This is a genomic window from uncultured Alsobacter sp., from assembly GCF_945952055.1.
Classification (GTDB): Bacteria; Pseudomonadota; Alphaproteobacteria; order Rhizobiales; family Beijerinckiaceae; genus Alsobacter.
In genome coordinates, this window is the sequence record NZ_CAMFHB010000027.1 from 71,604 (window position 1) to 88,609 (window position 17,006).

The 17,006-nt window shown below is 68.2% G+C and carries 19 protein-coding genes; 8 read left to right on the top strand and 11 right to left on the bottom strand.

What is annotated here, in order from left to right; genetic code table 11:
* Positions 1-19: 19 nt before the first annotated feature.
* The 6 genes from Q0Q47_RS19215 to Q0Q47_RS19240 are packed head-to-tail and all read right to left on the bottom strand — an operon-like array spanning position 20 to position 7,035.
* Positions 20-1,306 carry an extracellular solute-binding protein gene (locus tag Q0Q47_RS19215; RefSeq protein ID WP_293863326.1) on the bottom strand — a complete coding sequence of 429 codons (1,287 nt, stop codon included), beginning with the start codon at positions 1,304-1,306 and terminating at the stop codon, positions 20-22.
* Between the two features lie 21 nt (positions 1,307-1,327).
* Positions 1,328-2,722: an FAD-dependent oxidoreductase gene (locus tag Q0Q47_RS19220; RefSeq protein ID WP_293863328.1), complete on the bottom strand. Its 1,395-nt coding sequence runs from the start codon at positions 2,720-2,722 to the stop codon at positions 1,328-1,330.
* Positions 2,722-4,125: an FAD-dependent oxidoreductase gene (locus Q0Q47_RS19225; RefSeq protein ID WP_293863330.1), complete on the bottom strand. Its 1,404-nt coding sequence runs from the start codon at positions 4,123-4,125 to the stop codon at positions 2,722-2,724. Before Q0Q47_RS19225 ends, Q0Q47_RS19220 begins: the two co-directional genes overlap by 1 nt.
* 2 nt (positions 4,126-4,127) lie before the next feature.
* The gene (locus Q0Q47_RS19230; protein ID WP_293863332.1) at positions 4,128-5,228 is read right to left on the bottom strand and encodes an ABC transporter ATP-binding protein; all 1,101 of its coding nucleotides are present in this window, start codon (positions 5,226-5,228) and stop codon (positions 4,128-4,130) included.
* A 2-nt stretch (positions 5,229-5,230) separates the two neighbouring features.
* Positions 5,231-6,097 (bottom strand): carbohydrate ABC transporter permease, encoded by an 867-nt coding sequence (locus tag Q0Q47_RS19235; protein ID WP_293863334.1) that lies wholly within the window; start codon positions 6,095-6,097, stop codon positions 5,231-5,233.
* Positions 6,094-7,035 carry a carbohydrate ABC transporter permease gene (locus Q0Q47_RS19240; RefSeq protein ID WP_293863336.1) on the bottom strand — a complete coding sequence of 314 codons (942 nt, stop codon included), beginning with the start codon at positions 7,033-7,035 and terminating at the stop codon, positions 6,094-6,096. Before Q0Q47_RS19240 ends, Q0Q47_RS19235 begins: the two co-directional genes overlap by 4 nt.
* 137 nt (positions 7,036-7,172) lie before the next feature.
* On the opposite strand from Q0Q47_RS19240, the gene Q0Q47_RS19245 reads away from it, so the two are divergent.
* Positions 7,173-7,607, top strand: coding sequence for a hypothetical protein (locus tag Q0Q47_RS19245; protein ID WP_293863338.1), 435 nt, complete (start codon positions 7,173-7,175; stop codon positions 7,605-7,607).
* Here Q0Q47_RS19245 and Q0Q47_RS19250 read toward each other — a convergent pair.
* Both Q0Q47_RS19250 and Q0Q47_RS19255 read right to left on the bottom strand, forming a co-directional pair.
* Positions 7,534-8,001 carry a helix-turn-helix transcriptional regulator gene (locus Q0Q47_RS19250; protein WP_293863340.1) on the bottom strand — a complete coding sequence of 156 codons (468 nt, stop codon included), beginning with the start codon at positions 7,999-8,001 and terminating at the stop codon, positions 7,534-7,536. The genes Q0Q47_RS19245 and Q0Q47_RS19250 overlap by 74 nt on opposite strands.
* A 59-nt stretch (positions 8,002-8,060) precedes the next feature.
* Entirely contained in the window at positions 8,061-8,867 is an 807-nt protein-coding gene (locus Q0Q47_RS19255; protein WP_293863342.1) for a helix-turn-helix domain-containing protein, read from the bottom strand.
* 112 nt (positions 8,868-8,979) lie between these two features.
* On the opposite strand from Q0Q47_RS19255, the gene Q0Q47_RS19260 reads away from it, so the two are divergent.
* From Q0Q47_RS19260 to Q0Q47_RS19290, 7 genes are all read left to right on the top strand, one after another.
* Positions 8,980-10,299 carry a tetratricopeptide repeat protein gene (locus tag Q0Q47_RS19260; protein ID WP_293863345.1) on the top strand — a complete coding sequence of 440 codons (1,320 nt, stop codon included), beginning with the start codon at positions 8,980-8,982 and terminating at the stop codon, positions 10,297-10,299.
* 9 nt (positions 10,300-10,308) lie between these two features.
* Entirely contained in the window at positions 10,309-11,538 is a 1,230-nt protein-coding gene (locus Q0Q47_RS19265; protein ID WP_293863347.1) for an MFS transporter, read from the top strand.
* Positions 11,539-11,556: 18 nt separating this feature from the next.
* Positions 11,557-12,714 carry an FAD-dependent oxidoreductase gene (locus Q0Q47_RS19270; protein WP_293863349.1) on the top strand — a complete coding sequence of 386 codons (1,158 nt, stop codon included), beginning with the start codon at positions 11,557-11,559 and terminating at the stop codon, positions 12,712-12,714.
* A gap of 179 nt (positions 12,715-12,893) precedes the next feature.
* Complete coding sequence (locus tag Q0Q47_RS19275) at positions 12,894-13,289, top strand: GFA family protein (RefSeq protein WP_293863351.1); 396 nt, start codon at positions 12,894-12,896, stop codon at positions 13,287-13,289.
* Positions 13,290-13,371: 82 nt separating this feature from the next.
* Entirely contained in the window at positions 13,372-13,701 is a 330-nt protein-coding gene (locus Q0Q47_RS19280) for a helix-turn-helix transcriptional regulator (protein WP_293863353.1), read from the top strand.
* On the top strand, positions 13,698-14,171 hold the full coding sequence (locus tag Q0Q47_RS19285) for an SRPBCC domain-containing protein (protein ID WP_293863355.1): 474 nt from the start codon (positions 13,698-13,700) through the stop codon (positions 14,169-14,171). The genes Q0Q47_RS19280 and Q0Q47_RS19285 overlap by 4 nt, the downstream gene beginning before the upstream one ends.
* A gap of 14 nt (positions 14,172-14,185) precedes the next feature.
* Entirely contained in the window at positions 14,186-14,602 is a 417-nt protein-coding gene (locus tag Q0Q47_RS19290) for a GFA family protein (RefSeq protein ID WP_293863357.1), read from the top strand.
* A 46-nt stretch (positions 14,603-14,648) separates the two neighbouring features.
* Here the strand turns inward: Q0Q47_RS19290 and Q0Q47_RS19295 are convergent, their stop codons facing one another.
* The 3 genes from Q0Q47_RS19295 to Q0Q47_RS19305 form a co-directional block, all read right to left on the bottom strand.
* Positions 14,649-15,116 (bottom strand): nuclear transport factor 2 family protein, encoded by a 468-nt coding sequence (locus Q0Q47_RS19295; RefSeq protein WP_293863359.1) that lies wholly within the window; start codon positions 15,114-15,116, stop codon positions 14,649-14,651.
* An 80-nt stretch (positions 15,117-15,196) separates the two neighbouring features.
* Positions 15,197-16,195: an alpha/beta fold hydrolase gene (locus Q0Q47_RS19300; protein ID WP_293863361.1), complete on the bottom strand. Its 999-nt coding sequence runs from the start codon at positions 16,193-16,195 to the stop codon at positions 15,197-15,199.
* Positions 16,196-16,240: 45 nt separating this feature from the next.
* Positions 16,241-16,789, bottom strand: coding sequence for a carboxymuconolactone decarboxylase family protein (locus tag Q0Q47_RS19305; RefSeq protein ID WP_293863363.1), 549 nt, complete (start codon positions 16,787-16,789; stop codon positions 16,241-16,243).
* Between the last annotated feature and the right edge of the window lie 217 nt (positions 16,790-17,006).

The window sequence follows — 17,006 nt, forward strand, 5'->3', positions numbered from 1 at the left end:
CCTCAGGCGACCGTGTCGGTCATTGGGCTTCGGCGAACTTCTTCTCCGCCTCGGCGAGAGCCTCCTTCGGGGAGATCTTGTCCTGCATGACGCGCGCGAGCGCCTCGTTGAGGCCCGCCTGCAAGGTGCGCGTGTTGCATTCCACGGGCTCCATCCAGCTCGAGGCGCTCCAGGCATCGATCATCGTCTTCACCCAGGCGTTCTCGGGCTGATTGAAGAAGGCATCGCCGAGCAGCGACTTTCGCGAGGGGACCTGGCCGCCAACGGTGGCCCAGAGCTTGACGCCATCGGGGCTGACCATGGCGTCGATGAACTTCGCGGCCTCCGCCTGGCGCGGTGACTTCGCCCATTCTGCGACCCACCACCCGGAGACGGGCATGGGGCCCGGCTTGGCGCCGTCCCATGAAGGCCAGGCCATGATGCCGACATTGTCACCGCCGAACTTGGCGTTCTTCGCGATCACGCTGAAGCGCAGGTTGGAGCTGATGGCGATGGCGTAGCGTCCCGCCACGAACTGGTCGGTGACGTCGTCAACACTGTTGACCAGTGCTTCCTTGGGCGTGACCTTGGCGTCATCGATGAGGGACTGGGTGTATGTCAGCGCCTTCACGCCCAGGTCAGTGGCGTAGTTGGCCTTGCAGGCGTTGAACAGCGGCTGCTTCTCGTCGAGCATGCCGATCAGCATCGGGGTGCTCTCGGTCTTGATCGGTGCCAGCGGAATGCCGAGCCCCCAGGTTTCGGTGCGCCCGTCCTTGACCACCGTCAGCTTCTTCGCGGCGTCGCGCAGCGCATCCCAGGTCTTGATCGTCGCCGGATCGATCCCCGCCTGCTTGAACAGGTCCTTGCGGTAGTAGATCACGCTCGCCCCATGGAACAGCGGCAGAGCCACGAGCTTCCCGTCGACGACCCCGGCATCCCAGCCCGCCTTGACGAAGAAGTCGTCCTTTCCGCCTGCCGGCCACTTCGACACGACGGCGCCGCCGAGATCGGCACCGGCACCGGACTTGGCGAGGCCCCCGAGGTTCTTGGCGTCGATCCAGACGATGTCCGGATTGCCACCGGTTCGGTGTCCGAGAAAGAACTTCGACGGCATCTGGGCGAAGTCCTGCGGCTCCACCTTGATGCGGATGCCGGGGTTCTTGGCCTCGAAATCCTTGATCATCTGGGCCAGCGCCACCTCGCGTGGCGAGGTCTTGTTGGGATCGAGAAACGTCCACATGGTGACTGTCGTCTGGGCCGAGGCCGCCGCCGTCAGCGTGACGAGCGTCGGCAGGGCCCAAGCGAACGCAGGGATGAACCTAGGCATCTCAGCTTCCTCCAATCCGCCTCAATAGGTCGTCTCCAGGACTGCGCCCTGTTCGCGGAGGCGTTCGCGAAGGGCTTGAACGGAAAGCTGGGCAATGGGCGTTTCGGACGTGGCGCACAGCGCAGCCGCGGTGCCGGCGGCCTGCCCCATGGACATGCAGGTTCCCATGACCCGGGCGGAACCGTGCGCCTCGCGGGTTGCCGAGAGACAGCGGCCCGCGACCAGGAGGTTGCGCAGGCCTCGCGGGACCAGGCATCCGAAGGGAATGTCGTAGGATCCGCCGTCGCGGATCATCTCCCGGCGATGCTGGCGCCCGGCGCCATGAACGTCGAGCTCATGCGCACCCTTGGCGATGCCGTCGCCACGCTTGCGGCCGGTGAGCACATCGTCGCCGGTCAGGACCTCGAGCCCCATGATCCTGCGGGTCTCACGGATCCCGATACGCGGGGCGAGGCCCGAAAAGACCGCCTTCTCGAAACCGGGGACGCGATTCTGAAGGAAGCGCACGCAGGTCCAGACCTGGTCGACGAGCCGGGGGAGAGCGCGACTCAGGGCATCCGGGTCGGTGGCATCGAGGTCCGCAATGCGGGTCGTGTTGAGGCTGACCTCGCGCCGGGCGGTCGAGACCGGGCAGACGGCCAGGATGCCGCACGGCGCGAGCTCTCCCGCTGCGATGGCCTGCGCGATGAAAGGCTTCTGGCCGTCGAAGAAGACGGAGGGGACATTCTGCTGTCGCAGCCTTTCCGCGCATTCCGCCTTGCTGAGGTGGGCAATGGCCGGGCTTTCGCCCAGCCCCACGAATTCGGGGTGAGCGACGACGAAGTCGAGCAGCGGGCCGGGGTCGACGCCCTGCATCCGGAACATCATGGTGACCGGCTGGAAGGCACCGCCCTCGCCGCCCTTCTGCGACTGCGCTCCGGCGCGCACGGCGACATCGCCGTCGCCCGAGCAGTCGATGAACACCTCCGCGGTGACGAGGGTCTTGCCGCTCTTGTTGGCGATCACGACGCCGGTGACGCGCCCGTCATCCACCACGACGTCTTCCGCGAAGCTGTTGAGCAGGAGCTCCACGCCGGCCTCGGACACCATCATGGCGCAGGCGAGCTTCATCACCTCGGGATCGACGCAGACGAGCCACAGGGACCGCCAGTCGAAATAGGGTGCCACCAGTCCGCCCATCGTCTCGCACCGGTCGAGGAGCTCCCGGACGATGCCGCCGACCACCCACTCGCCACAGGCGCTGAGGCACGCGTTGAGCGGAAGCCCGCTCAGGAGCTCGCCCCCGATCGAAGGCCCCGCATCGACAAGGAGCGTACGAGCTCCGTTTCGCGCGGCGGCGATGGAGGCGGCCAGCCCCGCGCTGCCGGAGCCGATGACCACGACGTCGTAGGAGAGGGCGCGCAGCGCTGCGGGCATCAGCGCGTTCCTTCCAGAACCGCGCCTTGCGCGCGCAACGTTTCGCGCAGCCGGCCGACATGGACCTGCCGCAGATCGGAAATGGCGTCGTTTGCGGACGCCACGATGGCTGCGGCCGTGCCGGCGGCCTGTCCCATCGCGAGGCACGTGCCCATGACCCTGGCCGAGCTGTGGGCGACGCGGCTCGCAGACATGCAGCGCCCCACCACCAGGAGGTTGGGAACTCCCCGGGCCAGAAGCATGCCGTAGGGAATGTCGTAGGAGCCGCCGTCTCTGATCGGGCGGCGCATGTGGCCGGTCCCGGCGAGGTGAACGTCGATCTCGTGGGCGCCCTTGGCGATCCCGTCCTCACGCTTGCGAGCTTCGGCCACGTCGTCGTCCCCGAGCACGACGTCGCACAGGATGCGACGGGTCTCGCGTATGCCGATGCGCGGTGCCAGACCGGAGAAGACGGCGTCCTCGAAGCCGGGAACGGAGGACTTGAGGAAGCCGGCGCACTCCCACACCTGTTTCACCAGGTCCGGCAAGGCCTGGCTGAGCCGTTCGGTGTCGGTGGCGTCGAGATGGCCGACGCGGGTGGTGTTGACGCTGACCTCCCGACGCTGCATCGAGGTGGGCGTGATGCCCATCATCGAGGACCTGTGCAGCGCCCCGCGCGCCATGGCGTCGCGCATCACCGGACCGTCCGAGACCAGGAAGACCTTCGGCAGGCCCTGTCGGTAGAGGGCCGCGGCGCACTCCGCCCTGGAGAGGCCAATGCCTTCGTATTCCCCGAGGCCAGCATTCTCCGGGTTGTCGCGCACGAAGCGAAGCAGGCGCTCGCCATCCACGCCAACCATGCGGAACATCAGCGTGACCGGTTGCAGTTCGCCCTGCGCCGCGTCGCCCTTCTCGAAGGGGACGCCGGCGGCCACGGCGACGTCACCGTCCCCTGAAGCGTCGATGACCGTGCCGGCCTCGACCAGGGTGCGTCTTCCCTTGTTGACCACCACGACGCCGCGGACGCGCGGGCCGTCCATGACGACCTGGTCGGCATAGCTGTAGAGCCGCAAGACGACGCCCGCCTGCTGCAGCACGTTGAGCACCGCGATCTTCATGATCTCCGGGTCGACGGCGACGACGTGCAGCGAGCGGTAGTCGTTGATCGGGCCGATGTAGCCGCCGAGCCGGTCGCACTCGTCGAAGAGATCGCGGCAGACGCCGCCCACCACCCATTCGCCGCGGCTCGACAGGCAGCCGTCGACCGGAATTCCGGAGACGAGTTCTCCGCCCACCATCGGCCCGGCGTCGACCAGCAGGACGCGTGCCCCATTGCGGGCCGCCGCTACGGCCGCGCCAATGCCGGCGGCCCCACCGCCCACCACCAGCACGTCCCAGCGTTCGAAATGCAGCATCTCCGGCATGTTCACTCCCATCTGCAAAGCGCGGTGCCCGACTGCGGATCGAAGGCCGCGATCCGGTCAGGAAGCGCTCGCAACCAGACCCCGTCGCCGCGGGCGAAGCCTGCATTGGGCTCGGCCCGCACGCAGATCTCGGCACCGCCGGGAAGGGCGCAGGTCAGAAGCGCGTCGGGCCCGGAGAGTTCGACCAGCTTCACGGTCGCGGGGTCGCCCTCTCCCGCCTCGCGGCCGGCCCGGAAGGCTTCCGCGCGAAGGCACAAAACGACCCGTCGGCCCGCGAGAGCGTCCAGGTGTCGGACCGCCCCATCGAGGGTGAGCATCCCTCCCGCGGTCTCGAAGATCATGCGGCCGGAACCGCCCGTGAGCACACCCTCGAGCAGCACCGGCTCTCGTTCGCCGACGAACTCGGCGACGAAGAGATTGGCCGGGCGTGAGTAGATTTCGGCGGGTGTCGCGAACTGCTGGAGGCGGCCGTTGCTGAACACCGCGATGCGGGTCGCCAGCGTCATCGCCTCCGCCTGGTCGTGAGTGACGTAGACGATGGTGGAGCCGATGGCCTCGTGCAGGGCCTTGATGTCGCGGCGCATGCGGATGCGGAGGCGTGCGTCGAGGTTGGAGAGCGGTTCGTCGAGAAGGAAGACCTTCGGGTCGCGGATCATCGCCCGGCCCAGCGCCACCCGTTGCTGCTGGCCGCCCGAGAGCTCCTTGGGATAGCGGTGGAGGAGTTCGGCGAGGCCCAGCGTGGCCGCGACCTTTTCGACCTTTTGCTCCACCTCGGCGGCGGACACGCGGCGGTCACGTGCCTTCAGCGGGAACTCGAGGTTCTCGAACACGGTCAGGTGGGGGTAGAGGGCGTAGTTCTGAAAGACCATGGCGATGTCGCGCCGGTCCGGGGTGACGTCGTTGACGACCCGTTCGCCGATCCGGATTTCGCCTTCGTCGGCATCGATCAGGCCGGCGAGCAAGTTCAACGTCGTCGTCTTGCCCGATCCGGAAGGGCCCAGGAGGGCCACGAACTCGCCGGGTGCGATCGACAGATCGAGCGCCTCGAGCGCGACGGCGTCGCCGTAGGTCTTGCGCACGCCGGTGAAGGAAACGCTGGTCATGCTCAGCCCTTGATGCTGCCGCCGGTCATGCCGGACAGGAAGTAGCGCTGGAAGGCGATGAAGACGGCGATGACCGGCACGATCGACAGCATGGCCGAGGCCGTGAGAGGACCCCAGTCCCGGCCGTAGAACCCGAGATAGCCGTAGATCGCGACAGGGAGGGTCTTCACGTCCTCCGACGACGTCATCACCACGGCCACGACGAAGTCGTTCCAGGCGAAGGTCAGCACGAACAGCGCCGACGCGACCAGCCCCGGCCCGGACAGCGGGAGGACGACCTTTCGCAAGGTCTGCAGGCGCGTGCAGCCGTCGATGCGCGCCGCATGCTCCAGCTCGACCGGAAGCGTTCCGAAATACCCATAGAGGAGCCAGACGACGATCGGGAGCTGGTAGGCGGTGTAGAGCAGCGCCAGGCCCGTGAGGCTGTTGGTGAGCCCGATGCTGGCGAGAAGCGTGAAGGTGGGCACCAGCACGGACGGCAACGGAATGCTCATCAGCGCCATCACGGCGAACATCACGGCCGCCTTGCCGGTGAAGGCCATGCGGGCGAGGGCATAGGCGGCGAGGCTGCCAAGGGCCAGCGAGAGCACGACCGCGGCGGTGGAAACGATCGCACTGTTCAGGACGAAGTGGTGGATGCCCGTGCGAAAGAGGAGGGCGTAGTGCTCCAGTGTCGGCCGGGAGGGAATGAACTCGGGCGGATAGGCGAGGATGTCAGGCGCGGGCTTCAGGGAGGTCGAGAGGCCCCAGAGGATCGGCCCGAGTGCGACGGCCGCGATCGCGATGTCGATCACCCAGCCCGCCCACCGGCGGGTTCGCCTGCGCGAGCGCCATCGCCGTGCGGGTCGTTGTTGCAAGGGCGCGCTCATGGCGTCACTCCCCGGCGTTGACGGAACAGCAGCAGGTTCACGCCGATCAGGATGATGTTGAAGACGAAGACGAGGATCGCCAGGGCATTCGCCTCGCCGATCCGGAAGTCGATGAAGCCCAGGCGGTACATGGCGAGGCCCATGGTCTGGGTCGCATTGTTGGGCCCGCCGCCCGTCAGGATCAGAGCGAAGGTGAGCACGTTGACGAAGTGGATCAGCAGGCGCACCACCGCGATCAGCAGCGGGACGCGCATGAGCGGCAGGGTGATCCGGGTGAAGCGCATCCAGGCGCCAGCGCCGTCGACGCGAGCCGCCGCGTAGAGTTGCGCGGGAATGGCCTTCAGGCCCGCGAGCAGAACGATCATGGCGAAGGCGCTGTCACGCCAGATGGCGTTCGAGACGAGTGCTGCCATGGCCAGGGTCGGATCGGCCAGGATCGAGGTGTCTCCCAGGCCGAAAGGTCCGAGCAGCATGCCGGGAAGTCCGGAGTCGGTCGCGTAGATCCACCGCAAGAGCAGGGATCCGACCAGCATCGAGATGATGTAGGGAATGAGGACAATGGCCCTCAGCCAGACGTTGACCCGCGTGTCCGCTTCCAGCCGCATGGCCAGCGCCATCCCGAACACGATGGTGAAGCCGAGGGAGGCGAGCGAGAAGACCACGGTGGCGCCGAGCGCCTGCCGTACCATGGGCGAGGTGAGCACCGTCCAGTAGTTGCCCAGCCCGCGGAACTGCGTCAGCTCGAAGTAATCGACGCGGTAGAGGCTGTAGAACGCGCCGATCGCCATGGGAGCCGCGACGAGGGCGAGTTCCACCATCACGAGCGGCAGGACGAAAGCCCAGGCGGTGCGCCCCTCCGTGCCGCGAGGCCGGCGGCTGCGCCTGACGCGCCCGCCGTGCATGGTGCCTGCCGCTGCTGTCGCTTGCTGCGCCGCCATTGTTTCCCCCGTGACGATGATCGTGAGCCTCGGCGCGGCGCAGAACAATGACCGTTTTGCGCAAAACCCTGTCCTGTTCCATCGCAAACGTCTGGAAATGTTTGATTTTTCGACGTGCGCATGAGCAGAATACGCTCATGAAAAAGACTTCGACGCTCCCCCAGGACGATCACGCGCTGGAGATCGAGGACATCACGCCTGCCGAGGTCACGCGGCGGTTGAGCCTGCAGCTGCGCAAGATGATCGGGACGGGGCGGCGATGGTCCTATAGCGGGGTCGCGCAGGTGACCGGGATCGACGAACGCTCCCTGAAAGCCTATTGCGCTGGGACGGCCTGCCCGAACCTGGCAAAGTTCAAGCGCTTGCTGGTCGTGCTCGGCCCTGAAATGAGTCGAGACATCGATCGCATGTACGGCTGGATTCCGCGCAACGAGGCCAGTCAGCCTGGATCCGTCGATCTTGCTGGACTGAGAGCCGAACTGCTCGAGCGACTGAGCCTCATCGACTCCTTGCTGCTGAAGCCGTCGGCTCCCGTGCCTGTGCCGTCTCGGCGTCGTCATCGCCGGCGCTGACTTCGTTTTGGAGCACCATGTCGAGTGCGCGGATCGTCTGGGCGATCCCGTCGCGCACCGCGCGGATGTCCTCTGTATGGGGCAGGATCGGATTGGAGGCGCGAGGCTCCCATCCGATCATGATGGCCAGCTCGATGCCCACCTCTGGACCGAGGACGCGGAGCAGCCGCCCGTAACGCGCCAAGTTTGGACAGGCACGGCCCTCGACATAGGCCTTGAGCGTGCGCGGAGCGATGCCGGTCGCTGCCGATGCTTGCTGGAGGGTCATCCGCTTTCCGGGCCCAATCAATTGCTGGAGCCGATACGAGAGACGCTCCTGAACCGCTTTCGGCGTGATGTCCCGGATGGGCAACGCACGCCGCAGCGCTCCCGGCCCCTTGCTTCTCGATGTCATCGTGCGACCCGCAATGGAGACCTTCCCTCGACGAGGCCCTCGGAAGCGGAGCTTCTGGATCAGTCGCCCTTGCCCACGATACCTGCTCCCGCTCGTCGCATGTAGGCTTGCGGGCTGCAGCCCATCTCCACGCGGAAAGCGTAGATGAACGCCGAGATTGAACCGTAGCCGAGCTCCAGGGCGGTGCCCGTCACGTCCAGTCCGCCACCGAGCAGCTCGATGGCCTTGAACAGGCGCAGCCGGCGGCGCCAGGAGTTCAGGCTCGTGCCCAGCTCGGCATCGAAACGGCGGGCCAGGGTCCGCTCCGACATCGCGAGCGAGCGGCCCCATTCGGCCGGACCGGCATGGTCGGCTGGGCGCGCGTAGAGGGCCTCGCACAGGGGCAGCAGGGCGGAGCCGGCCCTCGGCCACGGCAGCGCCCCCGGCAGGGCGCGTGCGCGCCGCAGCTGGTCGAGGATCAGCGCGGTGACGCGCCCGGCATAGCCGTCGCCGTCCGGGACCTTCTCGAGGGCGGCGGCCTCGACGATCAGCTCCCTCAGCAGCGGCGAGACGGCGAAGACGGTCGAAAGGCCCGGCAGTCCGGCACCGGCCTCGGTCGCGATCCAAAGGCTGCGGAACTCCGCCCCCATGAGCGAGCCGACCCGATGGCTGACGCCGGCCGGCAGCCAGAGCGCCTGCTCCGGCGAAATGACGAACGACCTCCCCTCCACCGTCGCCGTCAGCACCCCCGAGATCGCATAGGCGAGCTGATGCCAGGCGTGCGCATGCTCCGGGAAGGTATGCCGGGGCGGGACGGACTGGACCCTGACCGTGATCGGCTGCGGCTCGGTCGCGTCGGCCGGTGCGTGGATGGTCTGCCAGGACATGGCGTCTCCGCTTTGGCAGGAATTCTACGTCATTTGGCGAGCCGTCGAAAGCGCGCGACGCGTCTCCCGTGTAGTGCTCCATGTCATCGCCTCCTCTCCCAGGACAGCTTCCATGGCGCACCAAGACAGCCGCGGCCTGCCGCTCTCCACCACCTCCGACATTGCCGCAGCGCGCTATCGCGAAGGGGTGGACCTGCTCCTGTCGGCTTGGCCGGGGGCCGCCGAGGTGCTGGATGCGGCCATCGCGGCCGACCCGGATTTCGCGCTGGCCCATGCGGCGCGGGCCCGGCTTCATGCCATGCGCGCCGAGGCCGCCCAGGCCAAGGCACTGGCCGCGACGGCGCAGGAGAAGGTCCTCGCACGGGGCACGGAGCGCGAGCGCAGCCATGTCGCAGCGGTGGCCCTCGCCGTCAACGGCCGTTCCGCCGAGGCGTTGGACGCGGCGCTCGCCCATGCAGACACCTGGCCGCGCGACGCCCTGATCCTGTCCCTGCCGCTCGGTGCCTTCGGTCTTTTCGCCTTTTCGGGCATGGCGGACCACGACCAGGCCCGCGTCGACCTCTGCGAGCGTCATGCCGGGCACTACGAGGCGGACGACTGGTGGTTCCAGACCTACCTCGGCTGGTCCCACGCCGAGAACGGCAACGTGGTCCATGGCCGGGCCCTGGCCGAGCGCGGCTTCGGCCTGCGCCGGCAGAACGCCAACGCGGCCCATGCCGTGTCGCACGCGATGTACGAAGGCGGAGCGGCAGGCGAGGCCGAGGCCCTGATCGAAGACTGGCTGCCGGGCTACGACCGCTCGGGGATCCTGCACGGTCACATCGCCTGGCACTCGGCGCTCGGCGCCCTGGAGCGCGGCGACGCGGAGCGGGCTCTGGCGATCTACGCGGCGAAAATCCAACCCTCCGCGACGCTGGGCATGCCGGTCAACGTGGTCAGCGACACCGCCTCGTTCCTGTGGCGCCTCGGCGCCTACGGCCACACCGTTCCAGCCCGCCTCTGGGAGGAGGCACGCGCCTATTCCGGCAGGTACTTCCAATCGGCCGGCTTCGCCTTCGCGGACGTGCACATGGCGATCCTGGCCGCCGCCGGGGATGACGGTGCTGCCGTCGAGCAGCGAGCCGAGGCGCTCATGGCGCTGGTCGAGCGCGGGGCGCTGCCCGCAGGGCCCGTCGTCCCCGCCGTCTGCCGCGCCGCGCTGGCGTTCGCCCGGGAGGACTACGCGGGCTGCGTGAGGCTGCTGGAGCCGGCAGCGCACGAGGTCGTGCGCATCGGCGGCAGCGGCGCTCAGCGCGAGATGGTCGAGGACATGCTCCTGCTCTCGCTGATGCGCAGCGGCGAGGTGGCCAAGGCGCATGCGCTGCTCGACCGCCGCCTGCACCGCCGGCCGTCCGGTCGCGACGCGCGTTGGCGCGCCCAGCTCGCCGCCTGAGGCCGTCCGATGTCCGACACGAGCCTCTCCGCCACGAGCGGGATCGCGCCTTCCACCCGCTCGGGCCAAGCCGACGTGCTGCGGCTCTCCGTGGCCCAGGCGCTCGCGGGAGCGAACTCCGCCGTGGTCTACGCCACGGGTGCGATCGTCGGGGCCATGCTCGCGCCCAGCAAGGCTTTGGCCACGCTGCCCATCTCGATCTTCGTGGTGGGCATGGCGACCTGCACCCTGCCGGCCGGCGCCCTGGCCCGGCGGCATGGGCGCCGGGTCGTCTTCCTCGCCGGCACGGGATGTGGCGTGCTGACCGGCCTGCTGGCGTCCCTCGCCATCCTGCTCGGATCCTTTGCGCTCTTCTGCCTGGCGACGTTTTTCGGCGGCGCCTACGCCGCCGTGGTGCTGTCGTTCCGCTTCGCGGCGGCCGACTGCGTGGCGCAGGCCCGCAAGCCCCGCGCCCTCTCCGCCGTGATGGCCGGCGGGGTCTTCGCGGGGGTGCTCGGCCCGCAGCTCGTCACGCACACGATGAACCTGTGGCAGCCCTATCTCTTCGCCGCGACCTTCCTGGCGCAGGCTGCCGTCGCGGCGATCTCCGCGCTCGTGCTGGCCGGCGTGCACGTGCCGATGCCGACCGCGGCGGAACTGGCCGGTGGCCGGGCGCTCTCGCAGATCGTCCGGCAGCCGCGCTTCGTCACCGCCGTGATCTGCGGGGTCGTCTCCTACACGCTGATGAACTTCATCATGACGGCGGCGCCACTGGCCATGCGGCTCTGCGGCCTGTCGCAGGAATCGGCCAATACCGGCCTGCAGTGGCACATCGTGGCCATGTACGGACCAGGCTTCTTCACGGGCCGGCTGATCACCCGCTTCGGAGCCAACTGCGTCGTGGCCGCAGGCCTCGGCCTGACGGCGCTCGCCGCGGCGATCGGGCTCACGGGGATCGACGTCACCCACTTCTGGCTGACGCTGATCCTCCTGGGGCTTGGCTGGAACTTCGGCTTCACCGGAGCCTCCGCCATGGTGCTGGAGTGCCATCGGCCCGAGGAGCGCACCCGCGTCCAGTCGCTCAATGACTTCCTTGTTTTCGGGACGATGGCCGTGGGATCGTTCTCGTCCGGCGGACTGCTGACGGCGTATGGCTGGGACGTCGTGCTTCGCCTGTCGTTCCTGCCGCTCGTGGTCGCCGTGATCGCCCTTGCAACCTCCGCCTTGCGCACCCCGGTGGCAAACGGTCCGAGAGACTAGAGGCCCAAAGGAGAGGTCGTGCGCACCGGAGCCACCGCCAACCCTGTCCTGATCATCGGCGGCGGCCTCGCCGGTTTGGTGGCGGCGCGTCTCCTCCACACGGCTGGGCTTGCCTTCGAGCTCCTGGAAGCGCGCGGCCGATTGGGCGGACGCATCCTGTCCGCGGATGCGTCCGGCGAGGTCTCGACCGACGGCTTCGACCTCGGCCCCTCCTGGTTCTGGCCCGGCATGCAGCCCGGGATGGCGGCCCTCGTCGAGGAGCTCGGGCTGCCCTGCTTCGCCCAGAACAGCGCAGGCGGCGTGGTCATCCAGCGCCATCCGCGCGAGGCACCGCAGCGCTACGACGGCCTGAGCCAGGAACCTGCTTCCATGAGGATCGCGGGCGGCACCGGAGCCCTGGTCGCGGCGCTTGCATCCGGCCTGCCCGCCTCCTGTGTCCACCTCCACGCGAAGGTGACGGGGATCGAGCTCGTCGACAACGCGATCGAGGTCAGCCTTGCAGGCCCGACCGGGCCGGAGCGCCGCCTGCGGGGCTCTCACGGACTGCTCGCCCTGCCGCCGCGGCTGATCGAGGCGACCATCCCTTTCGCCCCGGCCCTGGACCCGGCCATGGCGCGCCGCTGGCGCGCGACGCCGACCTGGATGGCGCCGCACGCGAAGATCTTCGCCATCTATGACCGCCCCTTCTGGCGCGAGGCCGGGCTGTCGGGCTCGGCGCAGAGCACGGTGGGCCCGCTGGTGGAAGTCCACGACGCGACCACGGCGTCCGGAAAAGCCGCCCTGTTCGGGTTCGTCGGCGTTCCGGCGGACGCGCGACTCTCAGCCGGACAGGACGCCCTCGTGGCGGCCTGCGTGAGGCAGCTCGCGAGCCTGTTCGGGCCCGACGCCGCCAGGCCGGTCGCGACGCTGTTCAAGGACTGGGCTGCCGACCCGTTCACGGCCACCGTCGACGACCGGGCTGCCGGTGGTCATCCCAGCCCCGACCGGCGTCCCTGGGTGACGGGGGCATGGGAAGGGCGAATCTCCTTGATGGGCAGCGAGACCAGCATCACGGACCCCGGCTACCTCGCAGGGGCCGTCGAGGCGGCGCAACGCGCCGTATCCGACCTCATGAGCGGTGCGGGCGCTCGAACCCAGGGCGCTCCCAAGCATCCACTCTCGACCGGGGCAAGGTAGGACAATCACGGCGGTGAGATCGACGCACCGTGCCGTGCAGGCGACGAAGCATGGTACGCTCCATTCGGTCGAGCTGCTGCGCCATACCTCCTGCGCAACAGACTCTACGGTCTAAGCCCGTCACCGCCGCCTCCGCATAGGAGCGCGAGCAATGCCGGCAACACTCATCGGGGGACGTCATGCGCGAAGCGAGCTGCAGTTGCGGGCATCTGAAGGCTGTCTGTGAAGGCGATCCCGTGATGGTGTCGCTGTGCCATTGCCTGTCGTGCCAGCGCAGGACGGGCAGCGCCTTCAGCGTGCAGGCCTGGTTTCCGCAGGACCGCGTCACGGCGGCGGGCGACGCCACCGTCCATTCGCGCCAGGGCGAAAGCGGGGGATCGGTGCATTTCTGGTTCTGCCCGTCCTGCGGCGGCACCGTGTTCTGGCAGGCCGACACGGCGCCGGGCATGACCGCCGTCGCGGTGGGCTGCTTCGCCGATCCGTCTTTCCCCGGTCCCCTGCGCTCGATCTGGGAGCGCCGGCAGCACCGCTGGACCGACGCCCTGCGGTCGAGCATCGCGACACATCAGGACTGAGCCCTGTCGCCCATCGGAGAGATCGGTGAGCATCAATTCCAGTAGTGTTGACTCATCAATTAGCTTCCACTAATTATTTTTTATGCTCAGCACGGCACCGCTCGATACCTTGATCCAGGCCCTCGCCGTTCCCACTCGGCGCGTGATCCTCGAGCGGATCATCACGTCGGGCGAGATCACGGTGGTGGATCTCACGCGTGGGAGCGGTGTCACGCAGGGGGCGGTGTCCCAGCACCTGAAATCGCTGAAGCAGGCAGGCCTGGTGACCGAGCGGCCCGAGGGCCGAAACGTCTACTACCGGGCGCGGCCGGAAGGTCTCGCCCCCCTCGCCGACTGGATGAGCCACTACGACGCGTTCTGGCGTGACCGCTTCAGCGACCTGCGCTCCGTCCTCAAGGAGATTGACCCATGACAGCAACAGCCACCGGCGCTCCCGCGACCGCCATCCGGGACATCGTCGTCGAGGAGGTGTTTCCGCATTCGCCTGAGACGATCTGGCGCGCGCTGACCTCGGGCGAACTGATCGGCCGCTGGCTGATGGCGCCGACCGGCTTCGCGCCCCTGCCCGGCACGCGCTTCACCTTCCAGACCAAGGCGGGTGGATCCTGGGACGGCGTCATCCACTGCCAGGTGCTGGAGGTCGTCGCCAACGAGCGCTTCGTCTACAGCTGGAAGGGAGGTCACGCCGACAACGTCGGCTACGGCTCGCCGCTGGACACCACGGTGACGTGGACGCTGACACGAACCGGCGAGGGCACCCGGGTGCGCCTCGTCCATGCCGGCTTCGCCGTGCCGCGCAACCAGTCTGCGCTCGATGTCATGGGCAACGGCTGGAAAACGGTGGTGCCACGCCTTGGCTCGGTCGCGTCCGAGCAGAAATGACAGGGGCACGCGCCATGGCCAATCCCTTTACCGGCGGCTGCGCCTGCGGGGCCATCCGCTACAGCATAGCCGCCGAACCCGTGTTCATGAACCATTGCCAGTGCCGGGACTGCCAGCGCGCGAGCGGCTCGGGGCACGGCTCATACCTGACCTTCAGCCGGCGCCAAGCCGTCACCCTCTCGGGTGGCGCGACGCTGCGGGAGGTGGTCTGCGACAGCGGAAGCACCAAGTCGAACGCCTTCTGCTCCACCTGCGGCTCGCCGGTCTATCTGACGTTCTCGGCGATGCCCGATCTGTTCACGATTCACGCCGCAAGTCTGGACGAGCCTAGCCGCTTCAGGCCGCAGGTCATCACCTACACGGGGCGCGGCCAGCCCTGGGATCGGATCGATCCGTCCCTCCCCTCATTCGAGAGGATGCCACCGTCTTGATCGCACTTGGCGGAGGCCCGGCCTTCGCGGCGTCGAAGGCCCGGCCTCAAAGTCCGAGGTCGGACAGCGTGGGATGATCGTCCGGGCGTCGGCCGAGGGGCCAGTGGAACAGGCGGTCTGTTTCGGCGATCGCCACGTCGTTGATGCTGGCGTGACGCACCGCCATGAGGCCGCCCTCGTCGAACTCCCAGTTCTCGTTGCCGTAGGACCGGAACCACGCGCCCTGGGCGTCGCGCCACTCGTAGGCGAAGCGCACGGCGATGCGCGTGTCGGAGAACGCCCATAACTCCTTGATGAGGCGGTAGTCGCGCTCCGCCTCCCACTTCCGGGTCAGGAACGTTACGATGTCAGCGCGGCCCCGGGGGAAGACCGAGCGATTGCGCCACCGGCTGTCGGGCGTGTAGGCGAGGGACACGCGCTGCGGGTCGCGCGAGTTCCAGGCATCCTCCGCCATGCGGACCTTGCGGATGGCGGTCTCGCGGGTGAAGGGCGGGCAAGGGGGTCTGGTCTCCATCGGGGAGGCTCCACTGTGTGGGCTGGAGGGCGGAAGACAGGCCGGCGGCTGGGCGCCGCCGGCTTTGTCCTGGATCCGGGCTATTGCCCCTTGGCGACGGCGCGGTCGTAGAAGGCCTTCATCCGATCGGCGATGTACTCGGCATTGTCCTCGACCGCGAAGTGCCCCGCCTTCAGCCGGTGCATCTCTGCCTTGGGGAGGTCGCGCAGGTAGGCTTCGCCACCGGCGGGGGTGAAGAAGACATCGTCCTGCCCCCAGAAGATCAGCGTCTTCGGCTGCTTGTCGCGCAGGAACGTCTGCCAGACGGGGTAGAGCTCGACGTTCTTCCGGTAGTCGTAGAAGAGGTCGAGGTTGAGGCGCACGGCGCCCGGCCGCTGCATCAGGCCGTAGTCGGCCTCCCAGTTGTCCGGGCTGATCAGTTCGGGATGGGCGGCCCCGTGCAGGTAGATGCCCTTGATGGCATCGCGGGTCAGGAAGGCCTCGAGGGGCTTTTCCGTCTCCGGCGAGCGGTTCTTCCACAGCGCACCGCGCAGTCCGTCCCAGACCTGGGTGAAGCCCTCCTCGTAGGCGTTGGTGTTCTGGATGATCAGCCAGTCCAGAGCCTTGGGATTGCGCCCCACGATGCGGAAGCCGACCGGGCCGCCGTAATCCTGCGCGTACAGGCCGTAGTGATCGAAGCCCTTGGCGGCCAGGAACTTCTCCATGGTCACCGAGAGTGCGTCGAAGGTGTAGGCGTAACGTGCCGGGTCCGGCATGTCGCTCGACCCGAAGCCCTGGTAGTCCGGCGCCAGCACGTGGAAGCGGTCGGCCAGCAGCCGCACGAGGTCGCGGTACTGGTGCGAGGAGGCCGGAAATCCGGAAAGCAGCACGAGCTTGGGGGCTTCGACCCTGCCGGCCTCGCGGTAGGCGATGGAGAGACCGTCGACGGGCAGGCTGCCGTAGCGCACATGCGTGGGCGCGACGGGCGTGGTGATCGGCTTCGACGGGGTGTCGGCCCGTGCCGGGCCGACGGATGCGAAGGCAGCAGTTGTCAGGGCGGCGCCGATCACGGCTGCGGCCCTCCATGTCGGAAGCGTCATGGGGATGATCCTTCTGTCAGGACGGTGGGAGTGGCCGCAGGAGCATCAGGCCGCACGGGCCGCGACGACCGGGAAGTCGATGTCGGTCTTGAAGACCTCGTTGACGTAGTTGGTCCACGTGTTGAGGGCGACGTGCAGGACCACTTCGATGGCCTGCGCGTCCGAGTAACCGGCAAGCTTCAGGGCCGCGAGATCGCTCTCCGAGACATGACCGCGCTCCAGCGCGACCTTCACCGCGAAGCGCACGGCGGCGTCGGCCTTCGGGTCCGTCGAGCCCCCGGCCCGGTTGGCCGCGATCTCGGCGTCGTCGAGGTGGGCGAAGGTCTTGCCGATATGGGTATGGGCGGACAGGCAGTAGCTGCAGCCGTTCACCTGGGCGACCGCCAGTGCGATCCGCTCGCGGGTCGCGGCCGGCAGCGTGCCCTTTTCGAGGGCCGTGTTGAGGCCGAGGTACCCTTCGAGCGACGCCGGGCTCTGGGCCACGAGCCGGAACAGGTTCGGCACCGAGCCGATCTGCTTCTTCACGGCTTCGAGCAGCGGACGCGAAGCCTCGGGAGCGTCCGTGATGGTGGCGGGGGTGGGAATGCGAGACATGGCCAATCCTCCTGGAAGGGCGAGCCCATCGCTCGCCTGACGCTCAAGGTGGTCCATTCCCGGGATGACGATAATCAGGCCATTTCGAAGTTCATTATTTCAGATGCTACAATAATTTTCGGTGCGGATCGGGGGCCGTGCCGCTCTCGGGGACAAAGCCGGCTCGCTCTGCAAGGCGCGCGTGGCCGTTCGCTGCGTCTCTGTCCGGCAGCGTCGA